17 protein-coding genes and 2 rRNA genes are annotated in these 15,930 nt (G+C 51.1%); 16 read left to right on the forward strand and 3 right to left on the reverse strand.

Annotated elements, in window-relative coordinates:
- Positions 1-109: 109 nt before the first annotated feature.
- The 6 genes from metK to ruvX all read left to right on the forward strand — a co-directional run bounded on the left by metK (position 110) and on the right by ruvX (position 4,750).
- Entirely contained in the window at positions 110-1,264 is a 1,155-nt protein-coding gene (gene metK / locus BZG23_RS06730) for a methionine adenosyltransferase (protein WP_077606492.1), read from the forward strand.
- A gap of 71 nt (positions 1,265-1,335) precedes the next feature.
- Positions 1,336-1,878, forward strand: a complete 543-nt coding sequence (locus tag BZG23_RS06735) for a SprT family zinc-dependent metalloprotease (RefSeq protein ID WP_077606493.1) — start codon at positions 1,336-1,338, stop codon at positions 1,876-1,878.
- A gap of 98 nt (positions 1,879-1,976) precedes the next feature.
- On the forward strand, positions 1,977-2,708 hold the full coding sequence (gene rsmE / locus BZG23_RS06740) for a 16S rRNA (uracil(1498)-N(3))-methyltransferase (RefSeq protein WP_046075067.1): 732 nt from the start codon (positions 1,977-1,979) through the stop codon (positions 2,706-2,708).
- Between the two features lie 18 nt (positions 2,709-2,726).
- The gene (gene gshB, locus BZG23_RS06745) at positions 2,727-3,671 is read left to right on the forward strand and encodes a glutathione synthase (RefSeq protein ID WP_046075066.1); all 945 of its coding nucleotides are present in this window, start codon (positions 2,727-2,729) and stop codon (positions 3,669-3,671) included.
- A gap of 87 nt (positions 3,672-3,758) precedes the next feature.
- A complete protein-coding gene (locus BZG23_RS06750; RefSeq protein ID WP_046075065.1) occupies positions 3,759-4,325 on the forward strand; it encodes a YqgE/AlgH family protein in 567 nt (188 codons plus the stop codon).
- Positions 4,322-4,750, forward strand: coding sequence for a Holliday junction resolvase RuvX (ruvX, locus tag BZG23_RS06755; RefSeq protein WP_046075064.1), 429 nt, complete (start codon positions 4,322-4,324; stop codon positions 4,748-4,750). The genes BZG23_RS06750 and ruvX overlap by 4 nt, the downstream gene beginning before the upstream one ends.
- On the opposite strand, the gene BZG23_RS06760 is transcribed toward ruvX, so the two are convergent.
- Positions 4,735-5,763 (reverse strand): type IV pilus twitching motility protein PilT, encoded by a 1,029-nt coding sequence (locus tag BZG23_RS06760; RefSeq protein ID WP_077606494.1) that lies wholly within the window; start codon positions 5,761-5,763, stop codon positions 4,735-4,737. The two genes, ruvX and BZG23_RS06760, sit on opposite strands and share 16 nt — an antisense overlap.
- Positions 5,764-5,786: 23 nt before the next feature.
- Between BZG23_RS06760 and BZG23_RS06765 the strand changes: the two genes are divergently transcribed.
- From BZG23_RS06765 to BZG23_RS06810, 10 genes are all read left to right on the forward strand, one after another.
- Complete coding sequence (locus BZG23_RS06765; protein ID WP_077606495.1) at positions 5,787-6,488, forward strand: YggS family pyridoxal phosphate-dependent enzyme; 702 nt, start codon at positions 5,787-5,789, stop codon at positions 6,486-6,488.
- 53 nt (positions 6,489-6,541) lie between these two features.
- Positions 6,542-7,360, forward strand: coding sequence for a pyrroline-5-carboxylate reductase (gene proC, locus BZG23_RS06770; RefSeq protein WP_046075061.1), 819 nt, complete (start codon positions 6,542-6,544; stop codon positions 7,358-7,360).
- A 16-nt stretch (positions 7,361-7,376) separates the two neighbouring features.
- On the forward strand, positions 7,377-7,931 hold the full coding sequence (locus BZG23_RS06775) for a YggT family protein (RefSeq protein WP_077606496.1): 555 nt from the start codon (positions 7,377-7,379) through the stop codon (positions 7,929-7,931).
- Positions 7,932-8,085: 154 nt separating this feature from the next.
- A complete protein-coding gene (locus tag BZG23_RS06780) occupies positions 8,086-8,526 on the forward strand; it encodes a DUF4426 domain-containing protein (RefSeq protein WP_077578285.1) in 441 nt (146 codons plus the stop codon).
- Between the two features lie 28 nt (positions 8,527-8,554).
- Entirely contained in the window at positions 8,555-9,151 is a 597-nt protein-coding gene (locus BZG23_RS06785; RefSeq protein WP_077578284.1) for an XTP/dITP diphosphatase, read from the forward strand.
- 3 nt (positions 9,152-9,154) lie between these two features.
- Complete coding sequence (gene hemW, locus BZG23_RS06790) at positions 9,155-10,306, forward strand: radical SAM family heme chaperone HemW (RefSeq protein WP_077606497.1); 1,152 nt, start codon at positions 9,155-9,157, stop codon at positions 10,304-10,306.
- A gap of 124 nt (positions 10,307-10,430) precedes the next feature.
- Positions 10,431-11,516: an AI-2E family transporter gene (locus tag BZG23_RS06795; RefSeq protein ID WP_046075056.1), complete on the forward strand. Its 1,086-nt coding sequence runs from the start codon at positions 10,431-10,433 to the stop codon at positions 11,514-11,516.
- Positions 11,517-11,626: 110 nt separating this feature from the next.
- Positions 11,627-12,652: a 16S rRNA (guanine(1207)-N(2))-methyltransferase RsmC gene (rsmC, locus tag BZG23_RS06800; RefSeq protein WP_046075055.1), complete on the forward strand. Its 1,026-nt coding sequence runs from the start codon at positions 11,627-11,629 to the stop codon at positions 12,650-12,652.
- Between the two features lie 214 nt (positions 12,653-12,866).
- Complete coding sequence (locus tag BZG23_RS06805; RefSeq protein ID WP_158011363.1) at positions 12,867-14,411, forward strand: HAMP domain-containing protein; 1,545 nt, start codon at positions 12,867-12,869, stop codon at positions 14,409-14,411.
- Positions 14,412-14,470: 59 nt separating this feature from the next.
- Entirely contained in the window at positions 14,471-15,373 is a 903-nt protein-coding gene (locus BZG23_RS06810; protein ID WP_077606499.1) for a LysR substrate-binding domain-containing protein, read from the forward strand.
- A gap of 151 nt (positions 15,374-15,524) precedes the next feature.
- Here the strand turns inward: BZG23_RS06810 and rrf are convergent.
- Positions 15,525-15,640 (reverse strand): 5S ribosomal RNA (gene rrf, locus BZG23_RS06815).
- A gap of 121 nt (positions 15,641-15,761) precedes the next feature.
- Positions 15,762-15,930: ribosomal RNA gene (locus BZG23_RS06820) — 23S ribosomal RNA — on the reverse strand; the annotation flags it as partial.

Below are 15,930 nucleotides of genomic sequence, written 5' to 3' on the forward strand. Positions count from 1 at the left end.
ATCACAATTGCGAATAAAATAGACGTCTAGAAGTTAAAACATCTGAGATGATCGATGATGCGCGTGAGTACGTATCGTCAGTTTCCCTGATAATCAATGAGAGTGTCACATGGCTAAGCACCTGTTTACCTCAGAGTCCGTCTCTGAAGGCCATCCTGATAAAATCGCAGATCAGATTTCTGATGCTGTTTTGGATGCCATCCTTGAGCAAGACCCCAAAGCACGCGTTGCCTGCGAAACCTATGTTAAAACTGGCATGGTAATGGTAGGCGGGGAAGTGACGACCTCGGCATGGGTCGACATTGAAGAGCTTACTCGTCAAACCGTCCAAGATATCGGCTATGTCCACTCTGATATGGGCTTTGATGCCAACTCTTGCGCCGTATTGAATACCATTGGTAAACAATCTCCAGACATCAATCAAGGGGTTGACCGCGCCGACCCGAAAGATCAGGGCGCTGGCGACCAAGGGATCATGTTTGGCTTTGCCACCAATGAGACCAATGTGCTGATGCCGGCCCCTATCACCTATTCACACCGATTGGTGGAGCGCCAAGCGCAAGTGCGCAAAGATGGCACCTTAGACTGGTTACGCCCAGATGCGAAAAGCCAAGTCACTTTCGCCTACGACAACGGCAAAATTGCCGGTATTGATGCCGTCGTGCTCTCAACACAGCATTGCGACAGCATTTCAACCGACGATCTACGCGAGGCGGTGATGGAAGAAATCATCAAGCCTGTGTTGCCCGCAGAATGGCTGACCAAGGATACCAAGTATTTCATCAACCCAACGGGCCGGTTTGTGATTGGCGGTCCGATGGGCGATTGTGGTTTGACAGGCCGTAAGATCATTGTTGACACCTATGGCGGTGCAGCCCGTCACGGTGGCGGGGCGTTCTCGGGGAAAGATCCCTCAAAAGTTGATCGCTCAGCCGCTTACGCCGCGCGCTATGTAGCCAAAAACATTGTTGCCGCAGGCCTTGCCGACCGTTGTGAAATTCAACTGTCTTACGCGATTGGCGTGGCCGAGCCGACTTCCATCATGGTTGAGACCTTCGGTACTGAAAAAGTCGCGCCAGAGGTGATCATCAAAGCGGTGCGTGAGCACTTCGACTTACGTCCGTATGGCCTGCAAGAGATGCTGGATTTATTACAACCTATCTATAAGCAGACCGCAGCGTATGGCCACTTTGGACGCGATATCTTCCCGTGGGAGAAAACCGACAAAGCGGAGCTGTTGCGCGACTTTGCCAAGCTCGGGTAATCTCCACGTACTCATTGCTTGTAAGGGAAGCTTCGGCTTCCCTTTTTGATCGCTACTAGGATCGCCACACTATGTCTTCTGCTTCTGACGCATTCGCCTTTGACAAGAACGCTTGGTCACCTGATGCATTACAGCAAGAGGCTAACACGCGTGTTTACCAGTGTATTGATGCGGCTAATCGTCAATTAGGCACCCAGCTACACTATCCTGCGATTGGCTTCACACTACGGGGTCAATCCGCTGGCACCGCGCACCCCACGCAATGGCGTGTTAGGTTTAACCCGATCCTTTTACAGCAAGCACCAGAGACCTTTTTCGACGAAGTGATCCCTCATGAGGTCTGTCATTTGGTTACCTTTGCGCTATACGGTCGGGTAAAACCACATGGTCCTGAGTGGCGTTCGCTAATGAACCAGGTATTTAATGCCCCTGCCAATACCACCCACCAGCTTGATATCAGTGCCGTGCAAGGCAAAACCTTCGCGTACCAGTGTGAGTGTGGCCCTGTTGCCTTATCCATTCGCCGCCACAATAAAATACAGCGCGGACAAGCCACCTATCGCTGCAACCGCTGTAAACAGCCACTAGTGAGAAACCTTGACGCCTTAGAATAATTTGTTTTTTCACCACTCGACCCCATATTAGTGACAAAGCCTATCGCCCCCGTAGCCATGTTACACTGAGGGCGAGATGACCATGGAAAACGAGCACAATGCGAATTCCTCGAATTTATCACCCAACGCCCTTGCCATCGCAAGGCGATGTGACACTGAGTGGCGAAGCTGCCAACCATCTCGGTCGCGTCCTACGTATGCAACCTGAACAACCGATTTTGCTCTTTGATGGCAGTGGTGCGCAGTTTCCCGCTATGCTGACGGAAGTCAGTAAAAAGCAGGTTGTCGCGACCATTACCGCTTGCGAATCACACAGTGTCGAGTCACCGCTTGACTTTGAACTCGGCCAAGTGATTTCACGTGGTGAGAAAATGGAGTTTACCATTCAAAAATCGGTCGAATTAGGCGTGAATACCATCACTCCCCTTTTGTCGGCTCGATGCGGAGTGAAACTCAATGCTGAGCGACTCGAGAAAAAACGCCAACAATGGCAAAAAATCGCGATTGGCGCCTGTGAGCAAAGCGGCCGTAATGTGGTGCCCACCATTAACCCGGTGATCAATCTAGACACATGGTGCCAGCAGGCGTTTGATGGCTTAAAACTGAACCTTCATCCGCGTGCCCCCTACTCTATCAATACGCTACCCGACGCCCCCGACAAGCTACGCTTGCTCATTGGCCCAGAGGGCGGATTGTCTGATGACGAGATTGCAATGACACGCGAACACGGCTTTGAAGAGATCCTACTCGGCCCACGCGTGTTGCGAACAGAAACCGCGGCGCTCACCGCCATCACGGCCCTTCAAGTCCGTTTTGGCGATTTGGGTTAACCGGCAAACAGGAGAAACATGATGAAAATAGGTGTTGTGATGGACCCCATCGAGGCCATCAGTGTGAAAAAAGACTCCACGTTTGCCATGATGCTGGCAGCACAAAAACGCGGCTGGGAAGTGCATTATATCTTGATGGAAGATATGTCAATGCAGCAGGGTGAACCATACGCTCGCACCCACAGTGTGACTGTGATGGATAACCCTGACCATTGGTACCAAATCGACCAAACCCAAACCCTCGCATTGCGAGAATTTGATGCCATATTGATGCGCAAAGATCCGCCGTTTGATACGGAATACATCTACGCAACCTACATGTTAGAGCGGGCTGAGGAAGCGGGTGTATTGATTGTTAACAAGCCGCAAAGTTTGCGTGACTGCAATGAAAAGCTTTATACCGCGTGGTTCCCAGAGCATACGCCGACCACTTTGGTGACCCGTCGTGCCGACGAAATTAAAGCATTCCAAGCCGAACACGGCGATGTGATTTTAAAACCACTCGATGGCATGGGCGGCGCGTCTATCTTTCGAGTCAAACAAGGCGATCCGAACCTGTCGGTGATTATTGAAACCCTGACCGAGCATGGCCAACGTTTTTGCATGGCACAAACTTTCGTCCCTGACATCAGCAACGGTGACAAGCGCATCTTAATTGTTGATGGCGAACCGGTTCCCTACTGTTTAGCCCGTATCCCGGCCGACGGTGAAACGCGCGGTAACTTGGCTGCTGGCGGCCGTGGCGAAGCGCGTCCTTTATCAGAGACTGATTGGACAATCGCACGCGCGATCGCTCCGACATTGAAAGAGAAAGGGCTGATATTCGTAGGGCTCGACGTGATTGGCGACAAGCTAACAGAAATCAACGTCACCAGTCCGACCTGTATTCGCGAGATTGACGCCGCGTATGACATTTCAATTGGTGACATCTTGATGGAGGCGATCGCCAGACGCTGCGCCTAATTTGAGGAGGCGCAGCGCCTCCTTCATTATCTAAAACATCAATCTTCGCGCATACTCAAGGTACGCGCACCAACAGGAGACGGCGATATGGATCTGAAAAATCATTTTTTAATCGCGATGCCCAGTATGGCTGATAGCCGTTTTCAGCATGGTGTCATTTATGTCTGTGAGCATAGCCATGATGGGGCAATGGGACTGATGATTAACCACCCCATTAATTTGTCTGTCGGCAAAATGCTGGATCAAATTGACGTCGAGCGCCAGCTCCCCCTTTCAAGCACCACAGAGAGCTTGTCTCAACCTGTGTTGTTTGGTGGTCCTGTCTCCGAAGACAGAGGCTTTGTGCTGCATCCTGCAACCTGTGAGTATGGCACCAGTATTCCCCTGTCTGATCAGCTATCGGTCACGACCTCAAAAGATATTCTCTCGATTCTCGGCACCGAGCAACAGCCAGAGCAATTTCTGGTCGCGCTGGGCTATGCAGGCTGGGAGCCGGGACAGCTCGAGCAGGAACTGGCCGACAATAGCTGGCTAACACTGGAAGCCGATCCCAAGGTCATTTTTGATACCCCCGTTCACCAACGTTGGCAAAAAGCGCTCGATCAGCTCGGCATTGACGCCGCAAACCTCTCTTCACAAGTAGGACATGCATGAACGCACAAACCATTATTGGATTTGATTACGGCGTCAAAAGCATTGGCGTCGCCATCGGCCAGTCGCTAACTGGCACCGCTCGCCCTTTGTGTGCCTTAAAAGCCCGAGACGGGATCCCAAATTGGGATGACATTGAAGCCATACTCAAAGACTGGCAACCCGATTATCTGGTGGTAGGCTTACCGCTTGATTTACACGGTCAACCTTTAGAGACCATCACGCCAAGGGCAAAGAAGTTTGCCAACCGCCTGCATGGACGTTTCGGCTACCCGGTTGAGCTGCACGATGAACGCCTATCTACCCGTGAAGCGCGTGCGGATCTGTTTTCCCGCGGCGGGTATAAGGCGCTAGGAAAAGGCGCCGTCGACGCCCAATCTGCGGTGGTGATTATCGAAAGCTGGTTTGAGCGTCAATACACAGATTGAGTGGACGTTAACGCCGCCTGCGGCGCAATCACGCCTTGGTTCTCTAGCTGTGCCATCGCTTGCACCATGGTCTGCATGCCATGCGCGGTGCCGGTTTGCATCATGGAGGTGATTTGCGCCACTCTATCCTCTCGGATCAAGTTACAAATCGCTGACGTCACCGTCATGATTTCATAAGCGGCAACACGCTGGCCTTGGACACTTTTGACAAGCTGCTGAGAGATCACCGCCCGCAGTGAAGCAGACAGCATTGAACGTACCAAGGGTTTATCACTGCCCGGAAAAACGTCAATGATACGATCCACACTTTTAGCAGCGCTGACGGTATGCAAGGTCGCAAACACCAAATGCCCGGTTTCTGCCGCGGTTAATGCCAAGCTGATGGTTTCTAAATCACGTAGCTCACCCACCAATATCACATCTGGGTCTTCACGCAGCGCGGATCGCAATGCCTGCTGAAAAGACTGCGTATCACGCTTGACCTCTCGCTGGTTCACCAAGCTTTGCTCGGACGGGTGGATAAACTCAATCGGATCTTCGATTGTCAGAATATGCTTTTGCTGGTGGTGATTTATCTGCGCGATCATGGCCGCCAATGTGGTCGATTTCCCCGAGCCTGTCGGCCCAGTCACCAACACCAATCCTTGGTGTAACAAAGCCAGCTCACTGAAAAGTGGCGGCGCGGATAAATCCTCTAACCTTGGGACAGCCGTTGGCACCACACGAAAAACCGCCGCACAGCCATGTTGCTGATGGAACGCATTAACACGAAAACGCGCCACCGAGGCCAGCTCAAAGGAAAAGTCGATTTCCCATGCATTGTCAAAACTATGCTGCTGCTCAGGGCTCATCATCGCCAGTACCAATTGCCGTACAGCTTGGTGGCTAAGCGGTGGCAGACTAAGCTTGCGCATATCGCCATCTACCCGCACCATAGGCGACACCCCCGCAGAAAGATGTAGATCTGACGCGCGATGCTTTACACTAAACGCAAGTAGCTCATTAATATCCATTCATTTTCCTTGCAGAATCAGGTATGTGTCATATTAAGAACAATATTCAACAGGTCAGGGAACAGATAGACCACGCAAGCCAAAAATGCGGTCGACTCGCGGACTCAGTGCAATTAATTGCAGTCAGCAAAACCAAGCCTATCGAGGCGATCGCAGATGCCATCGCCGCGGGACAACAGGCGTTTGGGGAAAACTACGTGCAAGAAGGGGTAGAAAAAATTGACTACTTTGCCCAGCATCATCCCGAAGCACGCATTGAATGGCACTTTATTGGCCCCATTCAGTCCAACAAAACACGGTTGATTGCAGAGCACTTTGACTGGGTGCATTCTGTCGATCGGTTGAAGATTGCTAAACGCCTGAGCGAGCAACGTCCGGCACATTTACCGCCGCTCAATGTCTTGGTACAAGTAAACACCAGTGGCGAGGCATCAAAGTCGGGGTTAACCGTGGATAACGCCATCGCCCTCATTGAAGATATCCGAGCCCTACCCGGCCTGAATGTCAGAGGATTAATGTCTATTCCACAGCCTGAGATGGACTATCAGCGACAATGCGCCGCATTTGAACCTTTATCAAATGCGTTTCATGCCCTCCGTGAGCAGACAGAGAGTATCGATACCTTGTCGATGGGCATGAGTGGTGACATGGAAGCGGCGATTGCGTGTGGTAGCACCATGGTACGTGTCGGCACCGCGATTTTTGGCGCGCGAGACAGCCGCTAACGAAGCGGTCGTAATAAACCAATACAATGACGAGAACAACAGGAACGCTTTTCATGGAACATCGCTCCCTTACCTTTATTGGCGCCGGTAATATGGCGCGATCCATCATTGCTGGCCTTGTGAGTGCAGGCTACCCCACCTCTGCGATAACGGCCTCATCACCCAGCGCCCACCCTGGCGATGTGCTGAGTACGGATTATGGCATCCAAACCACCCGTGATAACTTGCATGCCTGCCAAGCGGCAGACGTCATTGTCTTGGCGGTCAAGCCACAATTAATGGCGCAGGTTTTAAGCGATTTATCGGCTGTCGATTGGTCTTCGAAACTGGTGATCTCGATAGCAGCCGGCATCAGTACTCATCGTCTGTGTGAGATGGCTGGTACCACACTCAACCTCATCCGTGTCATGCCGAATACACCGTCTCTTGTCGGCCAAGGAATGAGCGGACTCTATGCGTCTAGCCAGGTAACGGAGGCGGATAAACACTACGCCACCGCATTGATGAAAGCCGTCGGCGAGGTCTGCTGTGTCGATGAGGAAGCAAAAATTAATGGTGTGATTGCGGCTGCAGGCAGCGCACCGGCATACTTCTTTCGCTTTATGGAAGCGATGCATCAAGAAGCTATCCGCCAAGGCTTTAGCGACGAGCAAGCCAGGCAGCTGGTTCAGCAAGCCGCAAAAGGGGCGGCAGAAATGGTGGTAAGCAATACGGACACAACCATTGGCCAATTGCGTGAGCAGGTAACCTCGAAAGGCGGCACAACCGCTGAAGCGTTACGTGTTTTCGACCAGCACCACATTGGCGATATAGTGGCACAGGCCATGCAGGCGGCAGTCAGCCGCGCCAAACAAATGGAACAAGAATTTTAATCACTAAGGCAACGATATGAATGCAATGACCTTTCTGATCAACACCGCGTTTGATCTTTACATCATGGTGGTGCTGCTACGCGTTTGGCTACAATGGGCGCGCGCAGACTTTTACAACCCCTTCTCTCAATTTATCGTCAAAGCGACCCAGCCTGTGGTGGGCCCGTTGCGTCGTATGATCCCGGCACTCGGTGGTTTGGATCTGGCAACGGTGCTGTTTGCTTACCTGCTCATGGTGGCGAAATTTGTGGTACTGGATTTAGTCGCCGGCAACCCCTTTGCAATGAGTTCAGGCATGTTCCTCTTCTCTGGTATCGCCTTACTAAAAGCCGCGGGTAAGTTGCTGTTCTGGGTGCTGATCCTGCGTGCCATTTTGAGTTGGGTAAGCCAAGGCAACAATCCAGTAGAGTATGTTTTTCATCAACTTACTGAGCCGGTATGTGCGCCAGTACGCCGTATTATTCCACCCATCGGTGGGCTCGATCTCAGTATTCTGGTGATCTTTATCGCGCTCCAATTTATCAATATGCTTATCGGCGATTTTATCGGCCCGATTTGGTATGCACTGTAAGCGAATCGCCACGCGCTAAGTCACCCTCGACTTATCGCCACGGGGTGCACCGCTTACGGAATCTCACGGGTGCCAACGATGTACGGTGGATCGTACTTAGGCACCCGTACGTATTGATAGCGAGCCTCACTTCGCTTTATCACAAGGAATGATTATGCGTCAGATCATAGCAGCGCTCAGCATGGTATTGAGTTTGCTTATCACACCGGCTTGGGCGGGGCAGTTTAAAGAAGTCGGTGAGTTGGAAGTGCATTACAACACGCTCTCAACCACTTTCTTGACACCCGAAATCGCCCAGCAGTACGACATTACTCGTAGTGGCTATCGAGGCTTGGTCAACATTGCCGTTCTCGATACCATGCAACTGGGAAAACCGGCGGTAGCCGCCGAGATCACCGGGCAAGTAAAAAACTTGGTCGGAAACAGTCGTGAACTGGACTTTACCGAGGTAAGAGAAGGGGACGCGATCTACTACATCGCCACCTTCGCAGCCGATGATGAAGAGACGTATCGCTTCCATATCGACCTTAACGCCGAAGGAAACCGCAATGCGTCTTTTGACTATAATTATACGTTTTACGTCGATGCCCCATAGTCGGGCCATAAACCAATAGGTAACTGTGATGAATAAAGTTGTGTTGGCAACGGGGAACGCAGGCAAAGTAAAAGAAATGGCGGGACTACTCGGCGAATTTGGTTTCGACGTCCTGCCGCAAAGTGACTTTGCCGTTGAAGAAGTTGATGAAACAGGCACCACCTTTATCGAAAATGCCATCATTAAGGCACGTCATGCGGCGAAAGTGACCGGCCTCCCCGCCATCGCCGACGACTCAGGCCTTGAAGTCGATGCCTTAAACGGCGCACCAGGCGTCTACTCTGCGCGCTATGCGGGGGAAACGGCCAGTGATACGGATAATGTCGCTAAACTGTTAGAAGCATTGCATGATACAGGCAATGATGGACGCCAGGCTCGCTTCCATTGCGTATTGGTTTATATGCGTCATGCTAATGACCCAACACCGCTAGTCTGCCACGGGGTGTGGGAAGGGCAAATCGCTCACGCACCGCAAGGGGAAAACGGCTTTGGTTACGATCCGGTCTTTTTACCTGCCGATCAGCAGTGTACCGCAGCAGAAATGCCCGCTTCCGAGAAAAAACAACGCTCTCACCGCGGACAAGCGCTCAACGCCCTGTTCCAAGCCTTAAAAGCGTCGCAATAAGCCATGATCCCATTGAGTTTATATGTGCACATCCCTTGGTGTGTACAAAAATGCCCCTATTGCGATTTTAATTCGCATACCCAAAAGGGCGCGATCCCAGAAGAGGATTATATCGATGCGCTGCTTGACGATCTTGATGCCGATCTTGCCGCCTACCCTTCAGTCATCACGCGCACACTGCACTCGATCTTTATTGGAGGCGGTACACCAAGCTTGATGTCGCCTTCACAGATAGCACGCCTATTGGATGGCATCAAAGCACGCCTTCCCGTCAGTGAGAGCATGGAAGTGACCATGGAAGCCAACCCTGGCACCGTGGAAGCCGATAAATTTATCGGTTATCGACAAGCAGGCGTTAACCGGATTTCTATCGGGGTGCAGAGCTTTTCTGCTGATAAGCTCGAACGCTTAGGGCGTATTCATGGCCCTGGCGAGGCAGAGCGTGCGGCCCACCTTGCTCATCAAGCTGGATTAAACAGTTTTAACCTCGATTTAATGCATGGTTTACCTGAGCAATCAGAACAAGAAGCACTGGGCGACTTGGAAAAAGCCATCGCACTTAAGCCGCCACATCTGTCTTGGTATCAGTTGACCATCGAGCCCAACACCCAGTTTTACTCCAAACCACCGACCCTGCCAGAAGAAGATACCTTGTGGGACATTTTTGATCGCGGCCATCAGCTGCTTACCGACGCTGGCTACGTGCAATACGAGACATCTGCATACAGCTTACCCGATCATCAATGCGCCCATAACCTCAACTACTGGCGCTTTGGCGACTACTTGGGGATTGGTTGCGGCGCCCATGGCAAACTCACCTTACCGAATGGCGATCAGTCTCGCCTGCTTCGGACTGTTAAAGTGAAGCATCCGCGCGGCTATCTTGATCCACAAAAGGCCTATCTCACCGATAGCCAGTGGGTGAAACAGACTGATCTCGCGTTTGAGTTCTTCATGAACCGGTTTCGCCTACTCGAGCCTTGTCCGAAAGCTGAGTTTGTTGCCCGCACGGGGTTGCCTCTCAACCACCTTAGCCAGCCATTAGCTCAAGCGTATGACCAAGGTCTGCTCGTTGAGTCCGAGACACATTGGCAAGTGACCGCCAAAGGTAAACTCTTCCTCAACGATCTTTTGGCCATTTTTTTAGCTGACTAGTGCAACAAACTGTATGTTAAGGTGCCTATTGTTTAGGCGCCTTTACCTGCCCAGCGGCGGATTGGTCTTTTGACGGCAAGTAAAGCAAGCGCGATTCATTCAACCAGCCTAAGAGGGATACCCTGTGACTTCGTCATTTCGTGTCGAGCCGAAACATTGGACTTTAATCGCCGCGCTGATCATCGCAGCCTATGCGTGCTATTTACTTATCGAGCCCTATATTGGTGCAATTGTACTCGCGTTTATTGTCTCTTTGCTCTTTTTCCCTGTTCATAAACGTATTGAAGATCGCATTGGACAACGTCCAAACACGGCGTCGGTCATATCCTGTGTCTTAATCACCTTTATCATCATCATTCCGCTCACCGTGGTAGCAGGGGCCATTATCGAGCAAGGCGTGAGCTTTTTTACACGCAGTTACGAATGGCTCAACAACGGCGGCGCAAAACAGTTACTCAACAACCCGCAAATACAATCGTCGCTGCATTTTCTCAACCAGTGGCTGCCATTTGATTTAATTGACCCACAAGAAACCGTGAAAAAGCTGGCGGCTTGGATGTCTTCATTCAGTGGCCAAATGCTCGAATTTAGCTCCAAGGTATTAGGTGATGTGACCGACTTTTTTATCACCTTCATGCTGATGTTGTTTGTCCTGTTTTTCTTGCTCCGTGATCACGACAGCATTATCCATACGCTCCGCCACGTGATCCCCTTATCACGAAGCCAAGAAGATCAGTTACTGGATGAAGTAGAGAAGGTCGCCAAGTCTGCCGTGCTTGGGTCTTTTCTTACCGCCTTGGCGCAAGGGGCCGCCGGCGGGCTGGCGATGTGGGCCGTCGGGCTGCCAGCACTATTTTGGGGGACCATGATGGCGTTCGCCTCCTTTATCCCTGTGGTAGGCACTGCGCTTATCTGGCTGCCAACCGTGCTGTATTTGGTGGCCACGGGCGATTGGCAATGGGCTATCGCCTTACTGATATGGAGTGTTGTGGTGGTCGGCTCCATCGATAATCTACTCCGTCCCTTCCTCATGCAAGGTAACTCGGGGATGAATACCTTGCTTATCTTCTTCTCACTATTAGGAGGGCTTCATCTGTTCGGCTTGATGGGGCTTATCTATGGTCCGATTATCTTTTCGATTACCTTGGTACTCTTTCGGATGTACGAGATCGAATTTGAACGCTTTCTTGACCGACAAGATAACGCGTAGGGGGTTTGATATTGGCCTAGTGCGCGCTTTGTGGGAAAATCCTTGTCTTGGCGCGCCACCCTACCTTCAAACGCGGCCGATAAGTACTTATAACCGGAAAGAGAACCCTCATGACCCTCACGGCACCCAGCGAGATTGCTCAGCGTCACCTCACCTTGTTCGCCAATAAACATGTTCTATTGGCCGGGGAGCTCGAAGATGACTTTGCCCAGCAGCTACTGTCTCATGCCGCACGCGTGTCGGTATTTACGACCCATCATGGCTATGCCACACGAATGGCAAATACTGACATCCATGTACACGCAGGCGCAGAATATACGGATGATAGCGCCGTCGACGTGGTACTTTTCTACTGGCCTAAGTCAAAAGCGGAAGCCGATTTTCTTCTCGCGATGCTCACGCATCGTCTCGGCGCGAATGTCGACTGGATCGTAGTGGGTGAAAACCGCAGTGGCGTCAAAAGCATCGAAAAACGTTTTGCACCGTATGGCCAAGTCATTAAACAAGATTCAGCTCGCCGATGCAGCCTATACCATGGCCAGTGCACATCACCGGCGGCGTCATTTAGCCTGGCAGATTGGTTTCACGACTATCCTCTCCAAGTAGGCAGCCTATCACTCACTGTTCGTGCTTTACCCGGTGTGTTTAGTCACAAAAGCCTTGATGATGGCACGGCCTTATTACTCCAGCACCTGCCCGACATACAAGGCGATGTGATTGATGTCGGCTGTGGCGCGGGCGTTATCGGCACGGTACTACTGGCTACCCACCCAAGCTGTACGGTCACCTGTGTTGATGTGAGTCATTTAGCGGTCGCATCAACCCAAGCGACGCTCGCGGCCAATGGGCTCAGCGGCTCTGTTTTTGTCTCTGACATGTTAGGGGCCGTCAGTGGACAGCAGTTTGATGCCATTATAAGCAACCCACCTTTCCATGAAGGATTGGAGACATTTTACCATGCCACCGAATCCTTGCTGGAAAACGCACCTCGCTACCTCCGCCGTCACGGCCAATTAGCGATCGTCGCCAACAGCTTCTTACGTTATCCGCCGATTATTGAAAAAGGATTCGGTCAGTGCGATACCCTTGCGAAAACCCGCCGATTTGCCGTTTATCATGCGCGAAAAGCACGCTAGTTGCTGACAACACCATCAATCAATCGAGTAACACACTTGTAAGGTTTGATACCTGACAGCAGGTCACAGTTTTGACTGATCGGACGTGTTAGCGTCTACTCTTTCGCGGCTGCCTTTGGGCAGCCGTTTGCGATTCAAGCCCGCGTGATCAGGGAGAGGTATTCACAGCGTGCAAATGGATATAGGTTGCTCTACACGTCTTCAACGCCGCTTTATGTGGTGGTTTTTTAGTCTTAGTATTATCCCTGTGGTGATTTTGACGGGATACTTTACTTGGAGTCAGTCGCAACTGCTGATCGATCAAGCCCATCAACAGCTCGAGAGCGAGCGCGATCGTTACTATGTCACCATCACATCATATTTTAATGACCAAGTGCGCGCGGTAACCAATCTTGCAGCCTCTGATCTAGCAACCAGCAGCGGTGGACGCTTTTATGGCTTTCCTCATGCATTCCAACAACTCGGTGATGATACGCGCCAATCGCAGCGTCGACTCATACCGATCCTTCAACAGTCTCCGAACCAATATGCTGGCGTAACAGCCCAAAAGTATCACCGCTTATATCGTCGCTTTCATCACCAATTTCAATCTTGGTTAGCAAGATACGCGTTCAACAATCTCGCGATGTTTGATTTAAACCAAAACCTCGTATACACCGTCAAAGCCCACCCCATGACACAGGACAACCCATCACTGAAAAATGCGATCAAGCAATTGATGAATATGCCTGCCCAGCAGCGCCCTAAATGGATGCGCACTGCCTTTGAGCCACATGGCTCACGCACCATGCAAGCTTGGTATCTGATCCCCATACTTAAAAGCGGCCATATGCAAAGCGTCCTTGCTATTAGCACCACAACCGATAACTTGTCTGCGACACTTCGCCAACGGCAGCAACCAGAGTCGGGGCTGTGGCTGATTAATCAAAATCATCAATCGTTACTCAACAGTTGGGTGCCTCACACTGATCAAGCTAGGCCCTCGATCTTGCCATCAAAGCACGCCATCGATGCCGCTTTCCATGGCCAACAAGGGGTCATGTCTCCAAGCCAATATACACTCATGCCTCAACTCACGGCGTATCGACCCGTCAATGTGGCGGGGGCGTCTTGGGCGTTGATCACTTGTACACCTCAAAAACGTGCCTATCAGCCTCTGCGCCACTTGTATGCGATCAGTGCGACACTCGTGATCGTCGTTATTGTTTTATTAGTCTGTATTGGGCATTGGCTATCTCACCGCCTGACACTGCCTATCTTACAACTGACTTGGTGCGCCGAGCAGTTTGCCGCAGGTGAACTGGACTATCCGGTCACCCATCGCCAGCGAAAAGATGAAATTGGTCGCCTTGCAAGCGCACTCTCCCACTTAAAACACAGCTTGAGAGCGACGTATTTTTCTCCATCAATCACGATTAACGATAAAGAGACACAAGCGCATCAGCCGGAGAGTATTCATCGTCGCTTAGTGGATGCGATGAACTTGGCTCTGGCCGCTTGGGGTGGGGATAAAATCGGGCTAGCAGAAAAAAGTGGCTTATGGCGTGTTTACCAGGATAAAGGTAGCTTTCAAACAAGAACCTTGGATAAGTACCTGCACGTAGAAACCGTCCCAAAAACACCACGTTGGCGAAATGTAGTGCGCACGCTCGACTTTGTTCTCAAGCATACGAGTGAGCAATCACCACACTATCAGGCATTAAAACAGGCACAATTAGATATCCAGCACTGGGTCAGCCAAGACAAAGGCCAGCGTTAAGATTGTCATCGCACAGGCACCGCCTTATAGTGTTTGAAACTCTTTATCATTAGGTTTCGATGACGCTTTCTCTTCCTCAACTGCGGGTGTTTTTAACCATCGTGCAAGAGGGCACCATCACCGCCGCCGCCAAGAAACTGTTTCTCAGTAAACCAGCAGTCAGTATGGCACTCGCCGAGTTAGAAAGTCAGCTCGGTTACCCCTTGTTTGATCGACGCGGCAATCGGCTTCACCTCAATGACCAAGGGATAGCGCTTATCCCTAAAGCAGATGAACTACTCACCCGTAGCGACGAAATCAGTGCCACACTAAAAGACGATAGCCAACTGATTGGTTGGTTGCGACTAGGCGGAAGCGATACGGTGGGTAACCAGCTTTTACCTACACTGATTAGTGATTTTCGCCATGCGACGTGTCATCAACAACAAACATTGGTGATTGCCAACAGCCAAGAAATCATCACTCGCCTTCAACACTTCGAGCTGGATATTGGGTTGATAGAGGGTGAAATACTGCATCCCGATTTACTGCAAACGCCATGGTTAAGCGATCAGATGGCGGTGGTTTGTCACCCTAATCACCCGCTTGTGAGTCACGCACCGTTAAGTGTGGGCGATCTCGACAATCAAACTTGGCTGATCCGCGAATCTGGCTCGGGCACCCGTGAGCACTTTCTCTCACGCCTTGCTCCTCGCTTCGAGCGCTGGCACCTTTCTTTCGAGCTCAATACCACAGAAGCGATTTTAAATGCTGCAAGTGCTGGGTTAGGCTTGGCGTACCTGTCTAAGCTCTCCGCTCAACACGCCATTGCCGATGGTCGAGTGGTTGCCCTCGAACTCCCTTTGCTATTATCCCGGCGCTATTGGCTTGTGCGCCACAAAGATAAATACCAGTCAGGCCTACTCACCCGCTTCTGGGATTTCTGCTTACACTGGCAACCTCAACCCCATTCTTCTACTTAACCAGCAATCACCACGCGACAGATACAAAAAAGCCCCGACCGTGAGGTCAGGGCTTGGTGTTTTCTCATCAAAGTCTTACATCTATTTGCTTTGATGATTAAAGCTGTTTTTGCCTTCAGATTTTTCCAAAAATCTGAAAACAAGAAAGCAAGCCTGGCGATGTCCTACTCTCACATGGGGAGACCCCACACTACCATCGGCGCTGCTTCGTTTCACTACTGAGTTCGGCATGGAGTCAGGTGGGTCCAAAGCGCTATGGTCGCCAAGCAAAATTTTGTTTTGTCTTCACTTTTTTAAAAAGTGAAAACTATCAACCTAGAAAGCTGTTCGTTCTCGCCACAATCAACTGGCTTATTTCAAGTCCAACCCAAAACCTCTTGGGTGTTGTATGGTTAAGCCTCACGGGCAATTAGTACAGGTTAGCTCAACGCCTCACAGCGCTTACACACCCTGCCTATCAACGTCGTAGTCTACGACAACCCTTTAGAGAGCTCGAAGCTCTAGGGATGACTCATCTCGGGGCCAGCTTCGCGCTTAGATGCTTTCAGCGCTTATCT

It is taken from the genome of Salinivibrio sp. ML290, from assembly GCF_001995695.1.
Lineage (GTDB): Bacteria > Pseudomonadota > Gammaproteobacteria > Enterobacterales > Vibrionaceae > Salinivibrio > Salinivibrio siamensis.

Coding starts and splice junctions, on each gene's coding strand:
- BZG23_RS06780 (WP_077578285.1), top strand. CDS start 8,086: ATGCGTCAGATCATAGCAGCGCTCAGCATGGTATTGAGTTTGCTTATC.
- BZG23_RS06775 (WP_077606496.1), top strand. CDS start 7,377: ATGAATGCAATGACCTTTCTGATCAACACCGCGTTTGATCTTTACATC.
- BZG23_RS06785 (WP_077578284.1), top strand. CDS start 8,555: ATGAATAAAGTTGTGTTGGCAACGGGGAACGCAGGCAAAGTAAAAGAA.
- BZG23_RS06760 (WP_077606494.1), bottom strand. CDS start 5,763: ATGGATATTAATGAGCTACTTGCGTTTAGTGTAAAGCATCGCGCGTCA.
- proC (WP_046075061.1), top strand. CDS start 6,542: ATGGAACATCGCTCCCTTACCTTTATTGGCGCCGGTAATATGGCGCGA.
- rsmE (WP_046075067.1), top strand. CDS start 1,977: ATGCGAATTCCTCGAATTTATCACCCAACGCCCTTGCCATCGCAAGGC.
- rsmC (WP_046075055.1), top strand. CDS start 11,627: ATGACCCTCACGGCACCCAGCGAGATTGCTCAGCGTCACCTCACCTTG.
- ruvX (WP_046075064.1), top strand. CDS start 4,322: ATGAACGCACAAACCATTATTGGATTTGATTACGGCGTCAAAAGCATT.
- BZG23_RS06765 (WP_077606495.1), top strand. CDS start 5,787: ATGTGTCATATTAAGAACAATATTCAACAGGTCAGGGAACAGATAGAC.
- BZG23_RS06735 (WP_077606493.1), top strand. CDS start 1,336: ATGTCTTCTGCTTCTGACGCATTCGCCTTTGACAAGAACGCTTGGTCA.
- BZG23_RS06805 (WP_158011363.1), top strand. CDS start 12,867: ATGTGGTGGTTTTTTAGTCTTAGTATTATCCCTGTGGTGATTTTGACG.
- BZG23_RS06810 (WP_077606499.1), top strand. CDS start 14,471: ATGACGCTTTCTCTTCCTCAACTGCGGGTGTTTTTAACCATCGTGCAA.
- gshB (WP_046075066.1), top strand. CDS start 2,727: ATGATGAAAATAGGTGTTGTGATGGACCCCATCGAGGCCATCAGTGTG.
- metK (WP_077606492.1), top strand. CDS start 110: ATGGCTAAGCACCTGTTTACCTCAGAGTCCGTCTCTGAAGGCCATCCT.
- BZG23_RS06750 (WP_046075065.1), top strand. CDS start 3,759: ATGGATCTGAAAAATCATTTTTTAATCGCGATGCCCAGTATGGCTGAT.
- hemW (WP_077606497.1), top strand. CDS start 9,155: ATGATCCCATTGAGTTTATATGTGCACATCCCTTGGTGTGTACAAAAA.